Annotated in this window: 19 protein-coding genes and 1 riboswitch; of the genes, 8 read left to right on the forward strand and 11 right to left on the reverse strand. The window is 67.6% G+C overall.

What is annotated here, in order from left to right:
- Positions 1-4 precede the first annotated feature (4 nt).
- A complete protein-coding gene (locus tag PYV00_RS00815) occupies positions 5-433 on the forward strand; it encodes an OsmC family protein (protein ID WP_275226336.1) in 429 nt (142 codons plus the stop codon).
- A gap of 39 nt (positions 434-472) precedes the next feature.
- On the opposite strand, the gene PYV00_RS00820 is transcribed toward PYV00_RS00815, so the two are convergent.
- The 6 genes from PYV00_RS00820 to PYV00_RS00845 form a co-directional block, all read right to left on the reverse strand.
- Entirely contained in the window at positions 473-1,003 is a 531-nt protein-coding gene (locus PYV00_RS00820; protein ID WP_275226337.1) for a DUF3833 family protein, read from the reverse strand.
- A 127-nt stretch (positions 1,004-1,130) separates the two neighbouring features.
- A complete protein-coding gene (locus PYV00_RS00825; RefSeq protein WP_275226338.1) occupies positions 1,131-1,514 on the reverse strand; it encodes a type II toxin-antitoxin system death-on-curing family toxin in 384 nt (127 codons plus the stop codon).
- A gap of 6 nt (positions 1,515-1,520) precedes the next feature.
- The gene (locus tag PYV00_RS00830; protein ID WP_275226339.1) at positions 1,521-1,748 is read right to left on the reverse strand and encodes an AbrB/MazE/SpoVT family DNA-binding domain-containing protein; all 228 of its coding nucleotides are present in this window, start codon (positions 1,746-1,748) and stop codon (positions 1,521-1,523) included.
- Positions 1,749-1,830: 82 nt separating this feature from the next.
- Entirely contained in the window at positions 1,831-2,154 is a 324-nt protein-coding gene (locus PYV00_RS00835) for a YnfA family protein (protein ID WP_275226340.1), read from the reverse strand.
- Positions 2,155-2,166: 12 nt separating this feature from the next.
- Positions 2,167-2,643, reverse strand: coding sequence for a hypothetical protein (locus tag PYV00_RS00840; RefSeq protein WP_275226341.1), 477 nt, complete (start codon positions 2,641-2,643; stop codon positions 2,167-2,169).
- A 78-nt stretch (positions 2,644-2,721) separates the two neighbouring features.
- Positions 2,722-3,123 (reverse strand): nuclear transport factor 2 family protein, encoded by a 402-nt coding sequence (locus tag PYV00_RS00845; RefSeq protein WP_275226342.1) that lies wholly within the window; start codon positions 3,121-3,123, stop codon positions 2,722-2,724.
- 143 nt (positions 3,124-3,266) lie between these two features.
- Between PYV00_RS00845 and PYV00_RS00850 the strand changes: the two genes are divergently transcribed.
- Positions 3,267-3,491: a DUF2061 domain-containing protein gene (locus PYV00_RS00850; RefSeq protein WP_275226343.1), complete on the forward strand. Its 225-nt coding sequence runs from the start codon at positions 3,267-3,269 to the stop codon at positions 3,489-3,491.
- 4 nt (positions 3,492-3,495) lie between these two features.
- Here the strand turns inward: PYV00_RS00850 and thiC are convergent, their stop codons facing one another.
- Together thiC and PYV00_RS00860 are read right to left on the reverse strand one after the other, a co-directional pair.
- Positions 3,496-5,346 carry a phosphomethylpyrimidine synthase ThiC gene (thiC, locus tag PYV00_RS00855; protein ID WP_275226344.1) on the reverse strand — a complete coding sequence of 617 codons (1,851 nt, stop codon included), beginning with the start codon at positions 5,344-5,346 and terminating at the stop codon, positions 3,496-3,498.
- A 25-nt stretch (positions 5,347-5,371) separates the two neighbouring features.
- Positions 5,372-5,803 carry a hypothetical protein gene (locus PYV00_RS00860; RefSeq protein WP_275226345.1) on the reverse strand — a complete coding sequence of 144 codons (432 nt, stop codon included), beginning with the start codon at positions 5,801-5,803 and terminating at the stop codon, positions 5,372-5,374.
- A gap of 73 nt (positions 5,804-5,876) precedes the next feature.
- Positions 5,877-5,982: riboswitch (TPP riboswitch) on the reverse strand.
- Between the two features lie 155 nt (positions 5,983-6,137).
- On the opposite strand from PYV00_RS00860, the gene PYV00_RS00865 reads away from it, so the two are divergent.
- Complete coding sequence (locus PYV00_RS00865) at positions 6,138-7,337, forward strand: carbohydrate porin (RefSeq protein ID WP_275226346.1); 1,200 nt, start codon at positions 6,138-6,140, stop codon at positions 7,335-7,337.
- Positions 7,338-7,384: 47 nt separating this feature from the next.
- Here PYV00_RS00865 and PYV00_RS00870 read toward each other — a convergent pair whose 3' ends face one another.
- Both PYV00_RS00870 and PYV00_RS00875 read right to left on the reverse strand, forming a co-directional pair.
- Complete coding sequence (locus tag PYV00_RS00870; RefSeq protein WP_275226347.1) at positions 7,385-8,227, reverse strand: MipA/OmpV family protein; 843 nt, start codon at positions 8,225-8,227, stop codon at positions 7,385-7,387.
- Between the two features lie 89 nt (positions 8,228-8,316).
- The gene (locus PYV00_RS00875; protein ID WP_275226348.1) at positions 8,317-8,853 is read right to left on the reverse strand and encodes a GNAT family N-acetyltransferase; all 537 of its coding nucleotides are present in this window, start codon (positions 8,851-8,853) and stop codon (positions 8,317-8,319) included.
- Positions 8,854-8,928: 75 nt separating this feature from the next.
- Here PYV00_RS00875 and crtY point away from each other — a divergent pair, with 75 nt between their 5' ends.
- From crtY to PYV00_RS00900, 5 genes are all read left to right on the forward strand, one after another.
- Positions 8,929-10,128, forward strand: a complete 1,200-nt coding sequence (gene crtY, locus PYV00_RS00880; RefSeq protein WP_275226349.1) for a lycopene beta-cyclase CrtY — start codon at positions 8,929-8,931, stop codon at positions 10,126-10,128.
- Entirely contained in the window at positions 10,125-11,606 is a 1,482-nt protein-coding gene (locus PYV00_RS00885) for a phytoene desaturase (protein ID WP_275226350.1), read from the forward strand. Before crtY ends, PYV00_RS00885 begins: the two co-directional genes overlap by 4 nt.
- 40 nt (positions 11,607-11,646) lie before the next feature.
- A complete protein-coding gene (locus PYV00_RS00890) occupies positions 11,647-12,228 on the forward strand; it encodes a TIGR00730 family Rossman fold protein (RefSeq protein WP_275226351.1) in 582 nt (193 codons plus the stop codon).
- A 27-nt stretch (positions 12,229-12,255) separates the two neighbouring features.
- Positions 12,256-13,191, forward strand: a complete 936-nt coding sequence (locus PYV00_RS00895; protein WP_275226352.1) for a phytoene/squalene synthase family protein — start codon at positions 12,256-12,258, stop codon at positions 13,189-13,191.
- Between the two features lie 87 nt (positions 13,192-13,278).
- The gene (locus tag PYV00_RS00900; protein ID WP_275226354.1) at positions 13,279-13,428 is read left to right on the forward strand and encodes a lmo0937 family membrane protein; all 150 of its coding nucleotides are present in this window, start codon (positions 13,279-13,281) and stop codon (positions 13,426-13,428) included.
- Between the two features lie 92 nt (positions 13,429-13,520).
- Here PYV00_RS00900 and PYV00_RS00905 read toward each other — a convergent pair whose 3' ends face one another.
- Positions 13,521-14,735: a multidrug effflux MFS transporter gene (locus tag PYV00_RS00905; RefSeq protein ID WP_275226355.1), complete on the reverse strand. Its 1,215-nt coding sequence runs from the start codon at positions 14,733-14,735 to the stop codon at positions 13,521-13,523.
- Between the last annotated feature and the right edge of the window lie 51 nt (positions 14,736-14,786).

The following is a 14,786-nucleotide window of genomic DNA, read 5'->3' on the forward strand; positions in this document are numbered from 1 at the left end:
CCACATGACGAAGAACACCGCATCGGCCCGCTACGAAGGGCTCGGCAAGGATGGCAAGGGCGCAATCACCACGAAATCCGGCGTGCTCAAGGACCAGCCCTATGGCTTTGCCACGCGCTTCGAAGGCGCGCCCGGCACCAATCCCGAGGAACTGATCGCCGCCGCCCACGCCGCCTGCTTCACCATGGCGACCAGCTTCGCGCTGGCCCGCGCCGGCTATGCCGACGGCACGCTCGACACCGACTGCACCGTGACGCTCGACAAGGAGGGCGATGGCTTCGCGGTGAAGAAATCGGAACTGACGATGAAGGCATCGGTGCCCGGCATCTCGGCCGAGGACTTCGGCAGGATCGCCGACGAGGCCAAGGCCGGCTGCCCGATCAGCAAGCTGCTCAACTGCGAGATCACGCTGGACCGCGAACTGGTGGCATAACGCGCGGGACCGGACGCCGCCGCGCTGCCCCATCCGGCCTCATTCGCGGCGGATGGTCTCGTTCAGCGTGGCGGCGACGATCCCGAACTTGCGGAATTTCATCGCGTTGCGCGCGCTCTGGCCGCCCGGCGCGATGGTCAGCACCTGATCGACGGTCATGCCGTCGGTCATCGTGTACCGGATGGTCAGCCGATCGCCGGAGACTTGCGCGGTGACCGCGCCTTTCGCATCGCTGATCGTGCCGGTAAAGCGGCCCGGCCCGGCCGGGCGAAGCTGCCAGTGCCGGGTCTTCACCGCCTCGCCTTCGATCCGCACCGTCTGATCGAGCACCAGCACGCCGTCCCGCCGCATCGCGCCGAAGCTGGAAACGTGCGAATCCTGCGGCGATGACATCATCTTCTTGAGCGACCCCTTGCCCACGGTCGCCCCGGTGAAGAAGGCCACCGGATCGAACGTGGTCGCAGGCGCCGCGCGATGATCGGCGGTTTCCGCGCGCAACGGCGTCAACGCCAGCCCGGAAACCACGGTAAGCGACAAGGCAAGGCCGGCCTTGCATGAAAGTGCTGTCATCAGATCCCCCGCGCAAGCAGCGGAACAACCCCCGAGCGACGCGCTCCGTTCCGTGCCTGGCAAAAGCGATGCTAACCCGCGCCCGGCCCCCGCGCCAGCGCCATCTTTGGCCAAGTGTCAAAGCGGATCAGGCCAGATGGGCGCGAAACCAGTCGGCCAGTTCGTCTTCGGACAATTCGTCGGCCGCGAGCGCGACGAAGGCGACCACCAGTTCCGCATCGCTGGCAGTCAACCCGTGCCCGTTCAAGGCCAGGAACGTTTCGCTCACCACTGCCGCGGTGCGCTTGTTGCCATCGACGAAAGGATGATTGCGCGCGATCCCGAAAGCATAGGACGCGGCGAGCGCGGCCGCGTCGGGATCGCCATATTCGGCCAGGTTGCACGGCCGCGCCATGGCGCTTTCAAGCCCGCCCTTGTCGCGCACGCCTTCGCCGCCGCCATGCTCGGCAATCTGCTCGGCATGAGCCGCGAGCGCCACCGCATCGGCAAGCCAGATCCAGCCCTGAGCCATCGCGGATTACTTGGCGAGTTCCCGCAGCGCACGCTTGCGCCGCGCCATGACTTCGCGCGCGGCCGCCATCTGGGCCTCGAAATCGGGCTCGGCCAGCGACAATTCGATGCCGCGTGGCGTGACGACCACCGACAGCGTCTCACCCACCTCAGCATTGAGGTGCGCCAGCACCTCCTTGGGCAGGATGACTCCGGCCGAATTGCCGATGCGGGTGATCTTGAGCGTGGCGTTCATACGGGCGTTATAACACAATCCCGCCCCGTCCCGCAAGCCGCTTCGCACCGATCGCCGCCCTGCCCCCGGAACCGGGCGCGGTTCAGCCGCCGCGCGGGCCGAACAGGATCACCGCCGCGCCGCCCAGGCACACCAGCGCGCCGGCCAGATCCCATCGGTCGGGCCGCGCACCTTCCACGATCCACAGCCACAGGATCGCCGAAACGATATAGACCCCGCCATAAGCGGCATAGGCGCGGCCGGCGTGATCGGTGTCCACCAGCGTCAGCAGCCAGGCGAACAGCGCCAGCGAAGCCATGCCGGGAAGCAGCCACCACGCCGACTTGCCCATGCGCAGCCATGCCCAGAAGGCGAAGCATCCCGCGATCTCGGCCATCGCGGCGCCGACATAGGCAAGGGCGGTCATGGCACGCGCCGCCTAGGTCCGCGCGCCGACTTTTGCGAGATCCCAGCTATGCCGCCGCGAAGCCTCGGGCGCTTCGCGCTTCTGCAGATAGACGTCGAGATGGACCAGCCGGCCGTCCTGGCCGAACTGATAGACCGAGATCGAATTGTAATCCTCATCCCGATCGGGATAGCCGGCGGTCTCATGCAATTCGAGCACCGCGTAATCCTCACCCTCGGTCACGCGGCGGACATGGAAGGTCCAGTCGGTCGCCTTCGACCACATCGAGAGCAGCGGCACGTACTGGTTCCAGTCGACCACTTCCATGAAATTGCCCATGCGCGCGAAAGCGGCGATGTCGACCAGTTCGCCCAGCGGTGCCCATGCCTCATCGCCAAAGCCGGGCGCCTTGGCGCTATCGAGAATGCGCTTCATCACATAGGAATAAGTGACCGCCCGCCGCGAATTGGGCCCGTACGCCTTGATCAGCGCTTGTTCCATCGTTTCCATGCCCTGCTCTCCTCCCGTTCGCCAGGGAGGATGGGCCATCCCGGCGGCCGGGGCAACTCCCCTGCCCCATGCCGGCGCTCATGCCAGCGTCGCGTATATCTCCGCCTCGATCACCCAGGCGCCGCCCACCTCGCGCCACTTCGCCGAGTAGATCCCCGAAGCCGCGACTGTGCCCGAACCCGAAACCACGCCTTGCCAGGTTCCCCGCTCCAGCGCGATCGGCTCCACCGGGGAGACGACGATCTCGGCCGGCGTGCGCGCGTAGACCATGCGCGCGGGCGCGGCGAATTCGCGGCGCCAGACTTTCACTTGCGCCATGCGGCCCGCGATCGCCGCGCTGTCGGTGCCGGTGATCATCACGCAATCGCGCGCCAGGATCGGCTGGATCGCGGCGGCGTCGCCTTCGGCGATGGCGCGGTTGAAGGCGGCGCGGCGGGCGCGGATGGCAAGTTCGGCGGCGCTGGCGGGCAAGACGGTCATGACGCGCTTGTGCCATTCCCGCGCGCGCGAGGCCAGATCGGCAGGGCACCTCCGCCGATCACCCCGGCCGATCACAGCCATCGGCAGTGCTCGCTTACTATTGCAAACAATTCGCATTAAATCGGGCGCGAAAGGACGCCCCGATGACTCACGATCTTGCCAAGACGACCAGCTTTCTTGCCCTGCACTTGCTGGTGGGCTTCACGGTCGCGTTCGCGGTGACCGGCTCGGTCGCCATGGCGGGCGGGATCGCGCTGATCGAGCCTTGCGTGAACGCGGTGGTGTTCTTCTTCCACGAACGCGCGTGGCGCGGCGAGCTGTCGCTGGCCATGCTGCTGCCGCACCGGCACGGCGCGGCAGCAGCATGAAGGCTTATTCCGCCGGATCGGCCGGCATGTAGAGATCGCCGCCCTGGCGATACTTGCCGGCCATTTCCTCCATGCCCTTCTCCGCTTCCTCGGCGGCGATGAAGGCATCGCTCGGCTGGTTCTGCTTCGCCGCGAAATCGCGCACTTCCTGCGTGATCTTCATCGAGCAGAACTTGGGCCCGCACATCGAGCAGAAATGCGCGGTCTTGGCGCCCTCAGCCGGCAGCGTCTGGTCATGATACTGCTCGGCGGTGTCGGGATCGAGGCTGAGGTTGAACTGGTCGCGCCAGCGGAACTCGAACCGCGCCCGGCTCAGCGCATCGTCGCGGACCTTGGCGGCGGGATGCCCCTTGGCGAGATCGGCGGCGTGGGCGGCCAGCTTGTATGTCACCACGCCGACCTTCACGTCGTCGCGATCGGGCAGGCCAAGGTGCTCCTTGGGCGTGACGTAGCAGAGCATCGCCGTGCCATACCAGCCGATCATCGCCGCGCCGATGCCGCTGGTGATGTGGTCGTATCCCGGCGCGATATCGGTAACGAGCGGCCCGAGCGTGTAGAACGGCGCTTCGCCACAAGCGGCGAGCTGCTTGTCCATGTTCTCCTTGATCTTGTGCATCGGCACGTGGCCCGGCCCTTCGATCATGACCTGCACGTCCTGCGCCCAGGCCCGCTTGGTCAGTTCACCGAGGGTATAAAGCTCGGAGAACTGCGCCTCGTCGTTGGCATCGGCGATCGAACCGGGGCGCAGGCCGTCGCCCAGCGAATAGGCGATGTCATAGGCTTTGCAGATCTCGGTGATCTCGTCGAAATGCTCGTAAAGGAACGATTCCTTGTGGTGCGAGAGGCACCACTTGGCCATGATCGAACCGCCCCGGCTGACGATGCCGGTCACGCGCCTGGCGGTCATCGGGATATAGGGCAGCCGCACGCCGGCGTGGATCGTGAAATAATCGACGCCCTGCTCGGCCTGCTCGATCAGCGTGTCGCGGAAGATCTCCCAGGTCAGGTCCTCGGCAACGCCGCCGACCTTTTCCAGCGCCTGGTAGATCGGCACGGTGCCGATCGGCACGGGGCTGTTGCGGATGATCCATTCGCGCGTGTCGTGGATGTTGCGCCCGGTGGACAGGTCCATCACGGTGTCCGCGCCCCAGCGGATCGACCAGACCATTTTCTCCACTTCCTGCGCCACGTCGGAAGCGACGGCGGAATTGCCGATGTTGGCGTTGATCTTGACCAGGAAGTTGCGGCCGATCGCCATCGGCTCGCATTCGGGGTGGTTGACGTTGCTGGGGATGATCGCCCGGCCGCGCGCCACTTCGTCACGCACGAATTCGGGCGTGACATAGTCGGGAATGGCCGCGCCCCAATCCTGCCCGTCACGCACCAGGTCGCGCGCCATCTCGCGGCCCAGGTTCTCGCGCGTCGCGACGTATTCCATCTCGGGCGTGATGATCCCGCGCCGGGCATAGTGCATCTGCGACAGGTTCATGCCCGCCCTGGCGCGCAGCGGCCGGCGAACCACGTTGGGAAACGCGGGCACGCCGCCCGAACGATCCGGCCCAAGCTGGCCGTTGTCCTCGGGCTTCACCGCGCGCCCGTCGTATTCCTCGACATCGCCGCGCGCGAGTTGCCAGGGACGGCGCAGTTGCGGCAGGCCGGCCTGGATATCGATCACCGCGTCGGGATCGGTATAGGGGCCGGACGTATCGTATACACGCACGGGCAACTCGCCGCTCGAAGCTTCCAGGCTGATCTCGCGCATGGCGACGCGGTTCTTGCCCACATGGATCTTTTTCGATCCGCGAATCGGCCCGGTGGTAACGCCGATCTCAAGCTTCGAATTGATATCTGCCATGCTTCAAGTCTTTCGGTTTGGGGGGTTAGAGCGAAGATCTCGAGAAATGCTCGATGGCCACCGCGATCAGCGCCACGCCGAACAGAATCGAGGCCCAGGTCCACAGCTTCGACAGCGGGCCGAAGCGGCGCAGCCAGAATGCCATGTATACATCAGAGAAGGCCAGGATAGCCAGCGCCTCCACGCACATCAAGCCGCCCAGCACGCTCAGCGCGCTGGAAAGCCAGTCCGGCGAGGCCCAGGGATTGGCCAGATAGACGACCGCGCCCAGGAACAGTTCCAGCAGCGCGGTGATCAGTTGCAGCGCGGGGGAGCCGGCGATCTCGCCCAGCATCCGTTCCCAGTGGCCCGGCTTGCGCAATTCGCCGATCCCCGCGAACAGCGCGAAGACGCCCAAGAACAGCGCGGTCCATGCCGGCACCAGCGCCAGTTCCGGCATCAAGGAATGGTCCACCATCGTCATTCTCCTCACCCATTTTTCCGTTCGGGGAGAAGAATGAACCGGCGCCGCGCCGGCGTAAAGCCCGCGATTGCGCCTTTTCGTCCCTCCCTCCGCCCGTGCTAACGGGGTCAGGTTCTGCGGGTCGTGGGGCGCAAATCCCACCTCTCAGCCGCTTGGCTCCCCGGGGTCTGCGCAACTTATGATGCTTCGCCGCCGCTGTCCAGCGCCCGGCGGCGTGCTCCGTTTTTGCCCTGAAGCGCGCGGCAACCCCAAGCGAGCAGGCACGGTGGCATGAACCCGGGGACCGGGCCGGCATTCCGCCACGCGCGCCCGGCCGGAGAAACCGCCCGTGCACGCACCGCCTTGCGCCCGAAAGTCCGGGGCCGCCCACGCCGCCGCGCTGGGCGGGATCGCGGCGCTGGCGCTGATCGGCGCCCCGGCTCGGGCCGATGCGCCGGTGGCGCTTTCGGCCACCTACACCGCCGATATCGGCGCGACGCTTTCGGGCGGGGCCGATCACCGCGCGCGCTATCTCGACAATCTGGATATCACCGCCGACACCGATCTGGACACCCTGCTGGACTGGCAGGGCGCGCGCGCGCATGTCCATGTGCTCAACAACATGGGCAAGCGGCCCAACGATGGCGCGGGCACGCTGCAAGGCGTGGACAACATCGAAGTCGGCAAGGCGGCGCCGCGGCTGTACGAGGCATGGATCGAGCAGGACATCGGCAAGGCATCGCTGCGCGCCGGGCTCTATGATCTCAACAGCGAATTCTATGCCAGCGACACCGCCGGCCTGCTGATCGCCCCGCCTTTCGGCATTGGGTCCGAACTGGCGGCGGCCGGCCCCAACGGCCCCTCGATCTTCCCCTCCACCGCGCTCAGCCTGCGGCTGCGCGCGCCGATCGGCGAGGATGCGGGCTATGTCGAGGCCGCCGCGATCAATGCCCATGCCTCCACGCTGGGCGATCACGGCGGGGTCGATTTCAGCTTCGATGACGGGCTGCTGCTGATCGGCGAAGCGGGCCACGCGCTGGGCCCGGCCAGGCTCTCCGGCGGCGTGTGGGCCTATACCCGCAAGCGCGACAGCTATTTCGCCATCGGCCCGGCCGGCGATCCCGTGCGCCATCGCTCATGGGGCGCCTATGCCGGGCTGGAGGCGCCGCTCGCTACCTGGGGCGAGCGGCGCCTTGACGGTTTCGCGCGCGCCGGATTTTCCGACGGGCACACCACGCCTTACGCCTATGGCGTCCAGGCAGGCGTGCTGCTGGCCCCGGCGCTGGGCGCCCGGCCCGACAGCGCCTTTTCGCTGGGCACGCATTTCGCGCGCGCCAACCGCGAATTCCGCCGGTCGGTGCGCTGCGACGGCCATCGCGCGGCAGGCGGCGAATTCGCCATCGAAGCGACTTATGCCGATAAGCTGACCGAATTCGTCACGCTGCAACCCGATGTCCAGATCATCGGCCACCCCAGCGCGATCCGCGGCGTGCCCGTGGCGGTAGTGGGCACCTTGCGCGTGACGATCGCCTTCGCCACCGGCGCCTAGGCGGACGGCGGGCGACCGCGCTGACGGCCTGCAAATGGCGCGCGGCCCTAGAATGTATACGCCAGGCCGCCGCCGAAGGTCCACTGATCGGCATCGCCGCGAAGCGCGGTATAAGGCGTGTCCTTGGCATCGCCGAACATGCGTGAATAGGCCGCGAGGCCAAACACCGCGAGGCCGCCGTTCAGCATGTTGCCGTCCAGGTCATAGCCGCCCAGCAGGCCCAGCGTGGCGCTGTCCCACCCACCGCTGGCGGCGAACACCGGCAAGCCGCTGGCCGCGCCCTGCGCCGGCGTGACCGAATAGTAATAGCGCGCGTAATCGTCATCGACATGGCGCGCGCTCAGCGACAGCGTCACCAGCGCGGCGCGGCTGATCGGGGTGAGATAGGTGATGCCGGGGCTCCACGTCATGCCCTTGTAGGCGCCGGCCACGTCCCACTTCACATCGCCCGACAGCGTCAGCGCGTCATAGCCGTTGAGCACGCGGTACGCGGTGACGCCGCCGTTGACGCCCACTTCCACCGCCTCGTCCAGCTTGCCGGCGGCGCGGACCACCGGGTCCTTGATCTGGCGCGCGCGGTTGGCCGAATAGCTGACCACCGGGCCCAGCGAAAAGCCGAACCGGGCATCATCGGCATCGGGAATCACGTCCAGCGCCAGGCCGCCCGCGCGCGGCGTCAGCGTGACGCCTTCGAAGCGGCCCTGCACCAGCGGCACGGGCGAGACCACCGCATCGTTCGACCCGTCATAGCTGGGGCCATAGATCGCGCCGACGCCGATGGTCACGTGATCGCCGGACAGGACGTCGTCCTCGCCCGCCGGATCGGCCTGGGCGAAAGCGGTGGCGGGCTGTAGCACCGCCGCAAGGGCAAGGAGGGCAAGCGTTCTCATTGCGGTTCCCGTATTGGGCAAATGCCGTCTTCACCCGGTTGCAACGCGCCAGCGGCGCAGGGGTTGCCCGGCCCGATCGCCCCGGCGGATCAGGCGCTTTCAGGCAGGCTTTCGTCCCCCTCGCCCAGCTTGCGCTGCATGATGAAGACGTCGATCCACTTGCCATGCTTCCAGCCGGCGCTGGTCAGCGTGCCCACCGGCAGGAAGCCGGCGCGCGCGTGCAGCACCACCGATGCCGGCTCCGTCCCCGCGATCATCGCGAAGGCCTGCCGGTATCCGCGCGCCTCGCAAGCCGCCAGCAGCGCGTTGATCAGCGTGGTGCCCACGCCCTGGCCAATGCTGTCCTGCCGCACGTAGATGTTGGTCTCGCAGCTATAGGCATAGCCGTTGCGCGGGCCGAAACGGTGCGCATGGGCATAGCCCAGCACTTTGCCGACAAGATCGCGCACCACCAGCCAGGGATAGCCGGCGGCCAGGGTCTGTTCGATGCGGCCGGCCATTTCATCCGTATCGGGCGGTTCGGTTTCGAAGCTGGCCGTGCTTTCCAGAACGTAATGGGAATAGATTTCCGCAATGGCGGGAGCATCGTCCAGCGAAGCGTCGCCGAGAGTGATTTCGTGATTCATCAAAGTGAAACATGCAGCAAAGCCGCAGCGAAGCCAAGTTGCGGCTTGCATATCCTGCCCTTAAACGAGGCGGCGATGAACCGGCACGCAATCGATATCTCCATACTGGGAGGAGGGCTGGCCGGCGGCCTGATCGCGCTGGCGCTGGCGGCGCGGCGGCCGGACCTGAACCTGCTGCTGATCGAGCGGGGCGAACGCTTCGGCGGAAACCATGTCTGGTCGTTCTTCGCCAGCGATATCGCGCCCGCGCAGACCTGGCTGGTAGAGCCGCTGATCGCCGCGCGCTGGGATGGCTACTGCGTGCATTTCCCCCGGCGTTCGCGCGATCTTTCAACGCCTTACCATAGCGTCACCGGCGAAACGCTCGACGCCGCGCTGCGGGCCCGCCTGCCGGGCGAAGCGCTGCTGACCGGCACCGCGATCGCCGCCGCCACGCCCACTTCGGTGACGCTGGCCGATGGGCGGCACATTGCCTGCGGCGGTGTGATCGACGCGCGCGGCGCCGGCACGCTGCCGCACATGGCGGGCGGCTGGCAGAAGTTCGCCGGGCAACTGCTGCGCCTGGCCGCACCGCACGGCCTGACCCGGCCGATCGTGATGGACGCGCGAGTCGAACAGGTCGACGGCTACCGCTTCGTCTATTGCCTGCCCTTCTCGGACCGGGACATCTTCGTCGAGGATACCTATTATGCCGATGGCCCGGAGCTGGATCTGCCCGCGATGCGCCAGCGCATCGCCGCTTATGCCCAGGCCCGGCAGTGGCGCGTCGAGGCGGTGACTTACGAGGAAACCGGCGTGCTGCCGGTGATCGCCACCGGCGATTTCGAGGCGTTCTGGCACGCGTCGGACCCCGCGCTGGCCCCCGCTTTGGCCAGAGCCGGCGCCCGGGCCGCGCTGGTCCATCCGCTGACGAGCTATTCGCTGCCGATCGCGGTACGCTTCGCCGATCGGCTATGCACCCTCGACAACCTCTCGGGCGAGGCCCTAGGAAGGGTTTCGTATGCATGGGCTCGCGAGCACTGGCGACAGGGACGCTTCTACCGGATGTTGACTCGCATGCTTTTCGGCGCCGCCGTGCCTTCCCAGCGTTTTCGCGTGCTGGAGCGGTTCTATGGTCTGCCCGCCCCGCTGATCGAGCGCTTCTATGCCGGCCGTTCGACCGCCGCCGACGCGCTGCGCATCCTGGCCGGCAAGCCGCCAGTGCCGATCGGCGCGGCCCTGGCCAGCCTTGTCGGCGGCGGCCGCCCGCTGGCGCCGCTCGGCGAACGGGCGTGAAGCGCGCCTGCATCATCGGCGCGGGCTTCGGCGGGCTGGCGCTGGCCATCCGGCTGCAATCGCTGGGCGTGGCAACCACGCTGGTCGAGGCGCGCGACAAGGTCGGCGGGCGGGCCTATGTCTGGGAACGCGATGGCTTCACCTTCGATGCGGGGCCCACGGTCATCACCGATCCGGCCTGCCTGAAGGAATTGTGGGCGCTTTCCGGCCTCGACATGCGCGACGATGTCGAACTGCTGCCGGTCATGCCGTTCTACCGGCTCAACTGGCCCGATGGCGTCACGTTCGACTATTCGAACGACGAGACCGCGCTGCGCCGCGAGATCGCCCGCGTCGCGCCGGAGGATCTGGCCGGATATGACGATTTCCTGCGCTATTCGGCCGGGGTCTATCAGGAAGGCTATGTCAAGCTGGGGCACGAGGCGTTCCTCGATTTCGCCAGCATGATCAAGGCGGCGCCGGCGCTGGCGCGCTATCAGGCGTGGCGATCGGTCTATTCGATGGTCTCGCACTATGTGAAGCACCCCAAGCTGCGCGAGGCGCTGTCGTTCCACTCGCTGCTGGTCGGCGGCAATCCGATGACCACCAGCGCGATCTATGCGCTGATCCACAAGCTGGAAAAGGATGGCGGCGTGTGGTGGGCCAAGGGCGGCACCCATCGCCTGGCCGCCGGCATGGCCAGGCATTTCCAGCGGCTGGGCGGCACGCTGCGCCTGTCCGACAAGGTCGTGCAGGTCCACACCCTGGGCGATCGCGTGACCGAAGTGGAAACCGCCAGCGGCTGGAAGGAGCGCTTCGACGCGATCGCCAGCAATGGCGATATCGTGCACACCTATCGCGATTTGCTGGCGGGCAGCCGGCGCGGCCCGGAAATGGCGAGGAAGCTGGTCGACAAGCGCTTCTCGCCCAGCCTGTTCCTGGTCCATTTCGGGCTGGAAGGCACCTGGCCGGGCATTCCCCACCACACCATCTTGTTCGGCCCGCGCTACAAGGGCCTGCTCGAAGACATCTATGAGCACGGCGTGCTGCCGCAGGACTTCTCGATCTACCTGCATCACCCCACCGTGACCGATCCGGCCATGGCGCCCGAGGGCAAGAGCACGTTCTACGCCCTCATCCCCGTGGCCCACATGGGCAAGCTGCCGATCCGCTGGGACGAAGTGGGCCCGCTGCTGGAAAAGCGCGTCCTCGACGAGGTGGGGCGGCGGCTGGTGCCCGATATCCATGACCGGATCGTGACCAGCTTCCACTACGCCCCCACCGATTTCGCGCGGGATCTTTCCGCCTATCACGGCAGCGCCTTCAGCCTGGAGCCGATCCTGACGCAAAGCGCGTGGTTTCGCGGCCACAACCGCGACGACAAGCTGAAGAACTTCTACCTGGTGGGCGCGGGCACGCATCCGGGCGCGGGCATTCCCGGCGTTGTCGGCAGCGCCAAGGCGACGGCGAAACTGATGCTGGAGGATTTGCAGGCATGACCATGAGGATCGCTCTTCCCGCGCGGACGAGGGCCCCGGCATGAAGCGGCTGGCGGTCTATTGCGGTTCGGCCACGCCCGCCGATCCCCGCTACATCGAGCTTGCCCGGCAAGTGGGCAACACGCTGGCGGCGCAAGGCATCGGCGTGGTCTATGGCGGCGGGCGGCTTGGCCTGATGGGCGCGGTGGCCGGCGCGGCGCTGCTGGCGGGCGGCGAAGTGATCGGCGTGATCCCCGAAGCGCTGGTGCGCGGCGAAGTGGCCAATTACGATTGCACGGACTTGCACATCGTGGCCAACATGCATGAGCGCAAGGCCGCCTTCACTCGCTATTCGGATGGCTTTCTGGTGCTACCCGGCGGGGTCGGCACGATGGACGAGCTGTGGGAAGCGGTCAGCTGGGCGCAGCTTGGCTATCACGCCAAGCCGATCGGCATCCTCAACGCCTTCGGCTTTTACGACGGGCTGCTGGCGTTCAACCGGCACATGGCCGAAGTGGGCTTCATCCGCCCGGCGCACCAGGGCATCATCATGGCCGAGCACGATCTGGACCTGCTGCTCGAACGGATGCGCGCGCATGAGCCGATCATCCCGATCATCGCGATGAACCCGGGGACGCTGTGATGCCGCCGGCACCGGGACATCCGCTTCTTGCCGAACTATGACCGCGCCGCGCTGATCGCCCATGCGCGGGGCTCGATCCGGCGCGGATCGAAGAGCTTTGCCGCCGCCAGCCGCCTGTTCGACCGCGAGACGCGCGAACGGGTCTGGCTGCTTTATGCCTGGTGCCGCGCCTGCGACGATCTGGCCGACGCGCAGGACCATGGCCATGCGCTGGGCCCGCCCGCCGACGCGGCATCGCGCCTCGCGACGATCCGCGCGCTGACCGGGCTGGCGCTGGCGGGCGAGCCCACCGGCGATCCGGCCTTCGACGCGCTGGGCCTGCTGGCGCGCGAAACCCCGATCACCCGCGCCATGGCCGATGACGTGATCGCCGGCTTCGCGCTCGACGCGGCGGACTGGCGGCCGCGCGGCGAGGCGGACATGCTGCGCTATTGCTTTCACGTCGCCGGCGCGGTGGGCGTGATGATGGCGGCGGTGATGGACGTTGCCGCGAGCGACGACGACACGCTGGACCGCGCCTGTGACCTTGGCATCGCGTTCCAGCTTGCCAACATCGTGCGCGATATCCGCGAGGACGCGGCGGCGGGGCGCTGCTACCTGCCGGGCGACTGGCTGGCCGCGGCGCATATCGCAGGCGGCGGCGCGAGCGGCGAGGCGCTTGCCCCGCTGGTGGCGCGCGCCTGCGCGCTGGCGCGTGGCTATGAGGCTTCGGCGCGGATCGGCGCGGCCCGGCTCGGCTTCCGCCAGCGCTGGGCGGTGCTGGCGGCGGCGAACATCTATGGCGCGATCGGGCGCGAGGTGGAGCGGCGCGGCCCGCGCGCCTGGGACCAGCGCGTGCACACCTCGCGCATGGCCAAGCTGGGCTTCGTGGCGCGCGCTTTCACCCAGGCGCTGCGGGCACCGCGACCGACGCCAAAGGCCAGCCCTTCCCGCCGCGAACTGGCTGCCCTCGCCCGGCTCTGACGCGGCCCGGCCGCGCCGGGCGGCACGGCGAGGGAGCCTGCGGCGATCTCGAGCGTTTCCTTCGCATCATCCACGGAGTGAAACGCCATGCTGCTTGCCATCGCCGCCATCCTGATCCTGCTGTGGGTCTTCGGCTTCGTCGTCTTCCACGTATCGAGCGCGCTGATCCACGTGCTGCTGATCATCGCCCTCGTCGTCGGGCTGGTCCACCTGTTCCGCGGCGGCCGCGCCACCTGACCACGGTGAATTCCGGCGGTGGAGTTTGATCCCCTGACGTCGGAGCGGCACCGGGCCGGTGCCGCTCTGATTCAGCCATGCCGAATCAGCGGCTAGCGCGCCGGCTTGAGACCGGGCGGGTAGTTCAGCCGGCGGAACAGCCGCCCCCGCTCCGAAAAGAGCACGAAGCCCAGCGCGCCGATGCCGGCCGCGACCATGGCGCCCAGCAGCGGGCGCGCGGTGCCGTCATAAGCCTGCCCGATCAGGCTGCCGAACGCCGCGCCGAGCACCATCCGCACGAAAGTCATCACCGATGCCGCCGCCCCGGCGGTGCGCGCGAAGGGCTGGAGCGCGATCGACTGGAAATTGGCGCCGATGAACGACATCAGGCAGAAGCTCACCGTCATCAGCGGGGCGAAGACCCACAGCGTCTCCCCCCTCAGCGCGATGGCGAAATGGATCGTGGCGATGAGGATGAAGCCGAACATCGCGGTGTGCGAAACGCGCCGCGCGCCGAACCGCTCGACGATCCGCGAATTGATGAAGTTGGTGCCCGACATGATCAGCGCCATCACCCCGAACACCACCGGGAAAGCCGTGCCCGCGCCGAAATGTTCGGCGATAAGCTGCTGCGCGGAATTGATGTAGCCGAACATCGCGCCCTGCACGAGCGCGGCACCCAGGAAATAGCCCGCCGCCGCGCGGCACAGCAGCGCGGCGCGCATGTTGCCCAGGATCGCGCGCGGCGCGATGCCCTGGCGGAATTCGGGATGCAGCGTTTCGGGCAGGCGCATCCAGGCCCAGAACGCGACGAGCCCGGCCAGCCCGGCCATCAGCCCGAAGATCCAGCGCCAGTTCGCGAACAACAGCAGCCCCTGCCCCAGCATCGGCGCGATCATCGGCACCACCATGAACACCATGGCGACAAGCGATTGCGTGCGCGCCATGCGATCGCCCGAATAGCGATCGCGAATCACCGCCATCGGCAGCACCATCAGGCCCGAGGTAAACAGGCCCAGGAAACCGCGCAGGATCAGCAGCGTGGCGAAATCGGTGACCAGCGCGCAAGCCAGCGAGATGCAGAAATAGGCCGCCAGGCACACCATGACGACCGGCTTGCGGCCGAAGCGATCGGAAATCGAGCCGGGGAACAGCGAGCCCAGCCCGCTGCACAGCAGAAACACACCGACGATCAATTGCCGCTGGTTGGGATCGGCCTGCCCCAGATCGCGCGCGATGTGCCCCAGCGCCGGCAGCATCACGTCGATCGCCAGCGCCTGCAGCGCCTGCAGCGCCGCCATCAGGCCGACGAACTCGATCTCCCGCATGGGGAACCGCACGGTTTCGGGCTGGGGGGAGTGCATTGGCGGCCTAATGAC

This window comes from Novosphingobium album (ex Liu et al. 2023) (assembly GCF_029076845.1).
GTDB lineage: Bacteria > Pseudomonadota > Alphaproteobacteria > Sphingomonadales > Sphingomonadaceae > Novosphingobium.

Bases quoted from the DNA above. Each gene is read 5' to 3' on its own strand.
- thiC (WP_275226344.1), bottom strand. From the start codon at position 5,346: ATGGCAGATATCAATTCGAAGCTTGAGATCGGCGTTACCACCGGGCCG.
- PYV00_RS00840 (WP_275226341.1), bottom strand. From the start codon at position 2,643: ATGGAAACGATGGAACAAGCGCTGATCAAGGCGTACGGGCCCAATTCG.
- PYV00_RS00860 (WP_275226345.1), bottom strand. From the start codon at position 5,803: ATGGTGGACCATTCCTTGATGCCGGAACTGGCGCTGGTGCCGGCATGG.
- PYV00_RS00845 (WP_275226342.1), bottom strand. From the start codon at position 3,123: ATGACCGTCTTGCCCGCCAGCGCCGCCGAACTTGCCATCCGCGCCCGC.
- PYV00_RS00900 (WP_275226354.1), top strand. From the start codon at position 13,279: ATGCTGCTTGCCATCGCCGCCATCCTGATCCTGCTGTGGGTCTTCGGC.
- crtY (WP_275226349.1), top strand. From the start codon at position 8,929: ATGAACCGGCACGCAATCGATATCTCCATACTGGGAGGAGGGCTGGCC.
- PYV00_RS00830 (WP_275226339.1), bottom strand. From the start codon at position 1,748: ATGAACGCCACGCTCAAGATCACCCGCATCGGCAATTCGGCCGGAGTC.
- PYV00_RS00890 (WP_275226351.1), top strand. From the start codon at position 11,647: ATGAAGCGGCTGGCGGTCTATTGCGGTTCGGCCACGCCCGCCGATCCC.
- PYV00_RS00850 (WP_275226343.1), top strand. From the start codon at position 3,267: ATGACTCACGATCTTGCCAAGACGACCAGCTTTCTTGCCCTGCACTTG.
- PYV00_RS00815 (WP_275226336.1), top strand. From the start codon at position 5: ATGACGAAGAACACCGCATCGGCCCGCTACGAAGGGCTCGGCAAGGAT.
- PYV00_RS00825 (WP_275226338.1), bottom strand. From the start codon at position 1,514: ATGGCTCAGGGCTGGATCTGGCTTGCCGATGCGGTGGCGCTCGCGGCT.
- PYV00_RS00875 (WP_275226348.1), bottom strand. From the start codon at position 8,853: ATGAATCACGAAATCACTCTCGGCGACGCTTCGCTGGACGATGCTCCC.
- PYV00_RS00820 (WP_275226337.1), bottom strand. From the start codon at position 1,003: ATGACAGCACTTTCATGCAAGGCCGGCCTTGCCTTGTCGCTTACCGTG.
- PYV00_RS00870 (WP_275226347.1), bottom strand. From the start codon at position 8,227: ATGAGAACGCTTGCCCTCCTTGCCCTTGCGGCGGTGCTACAGCCCGCC.
- PYV00_RS00905 (WP_275226355.1), bottom strand. From the start codon at position 14,735: ATGCGGGAGATCGAGTTCGTCGGCCTGATGGCGGCGCTGCAGGCGCTG.
- PYV00_RS00835 (WP_275226340.1), bottom strand. From the start codon at position 2,154: ATGACCGCCCTTGCCTATGTCGGCGCCGCGATGGCCGAGATCGCGGGA.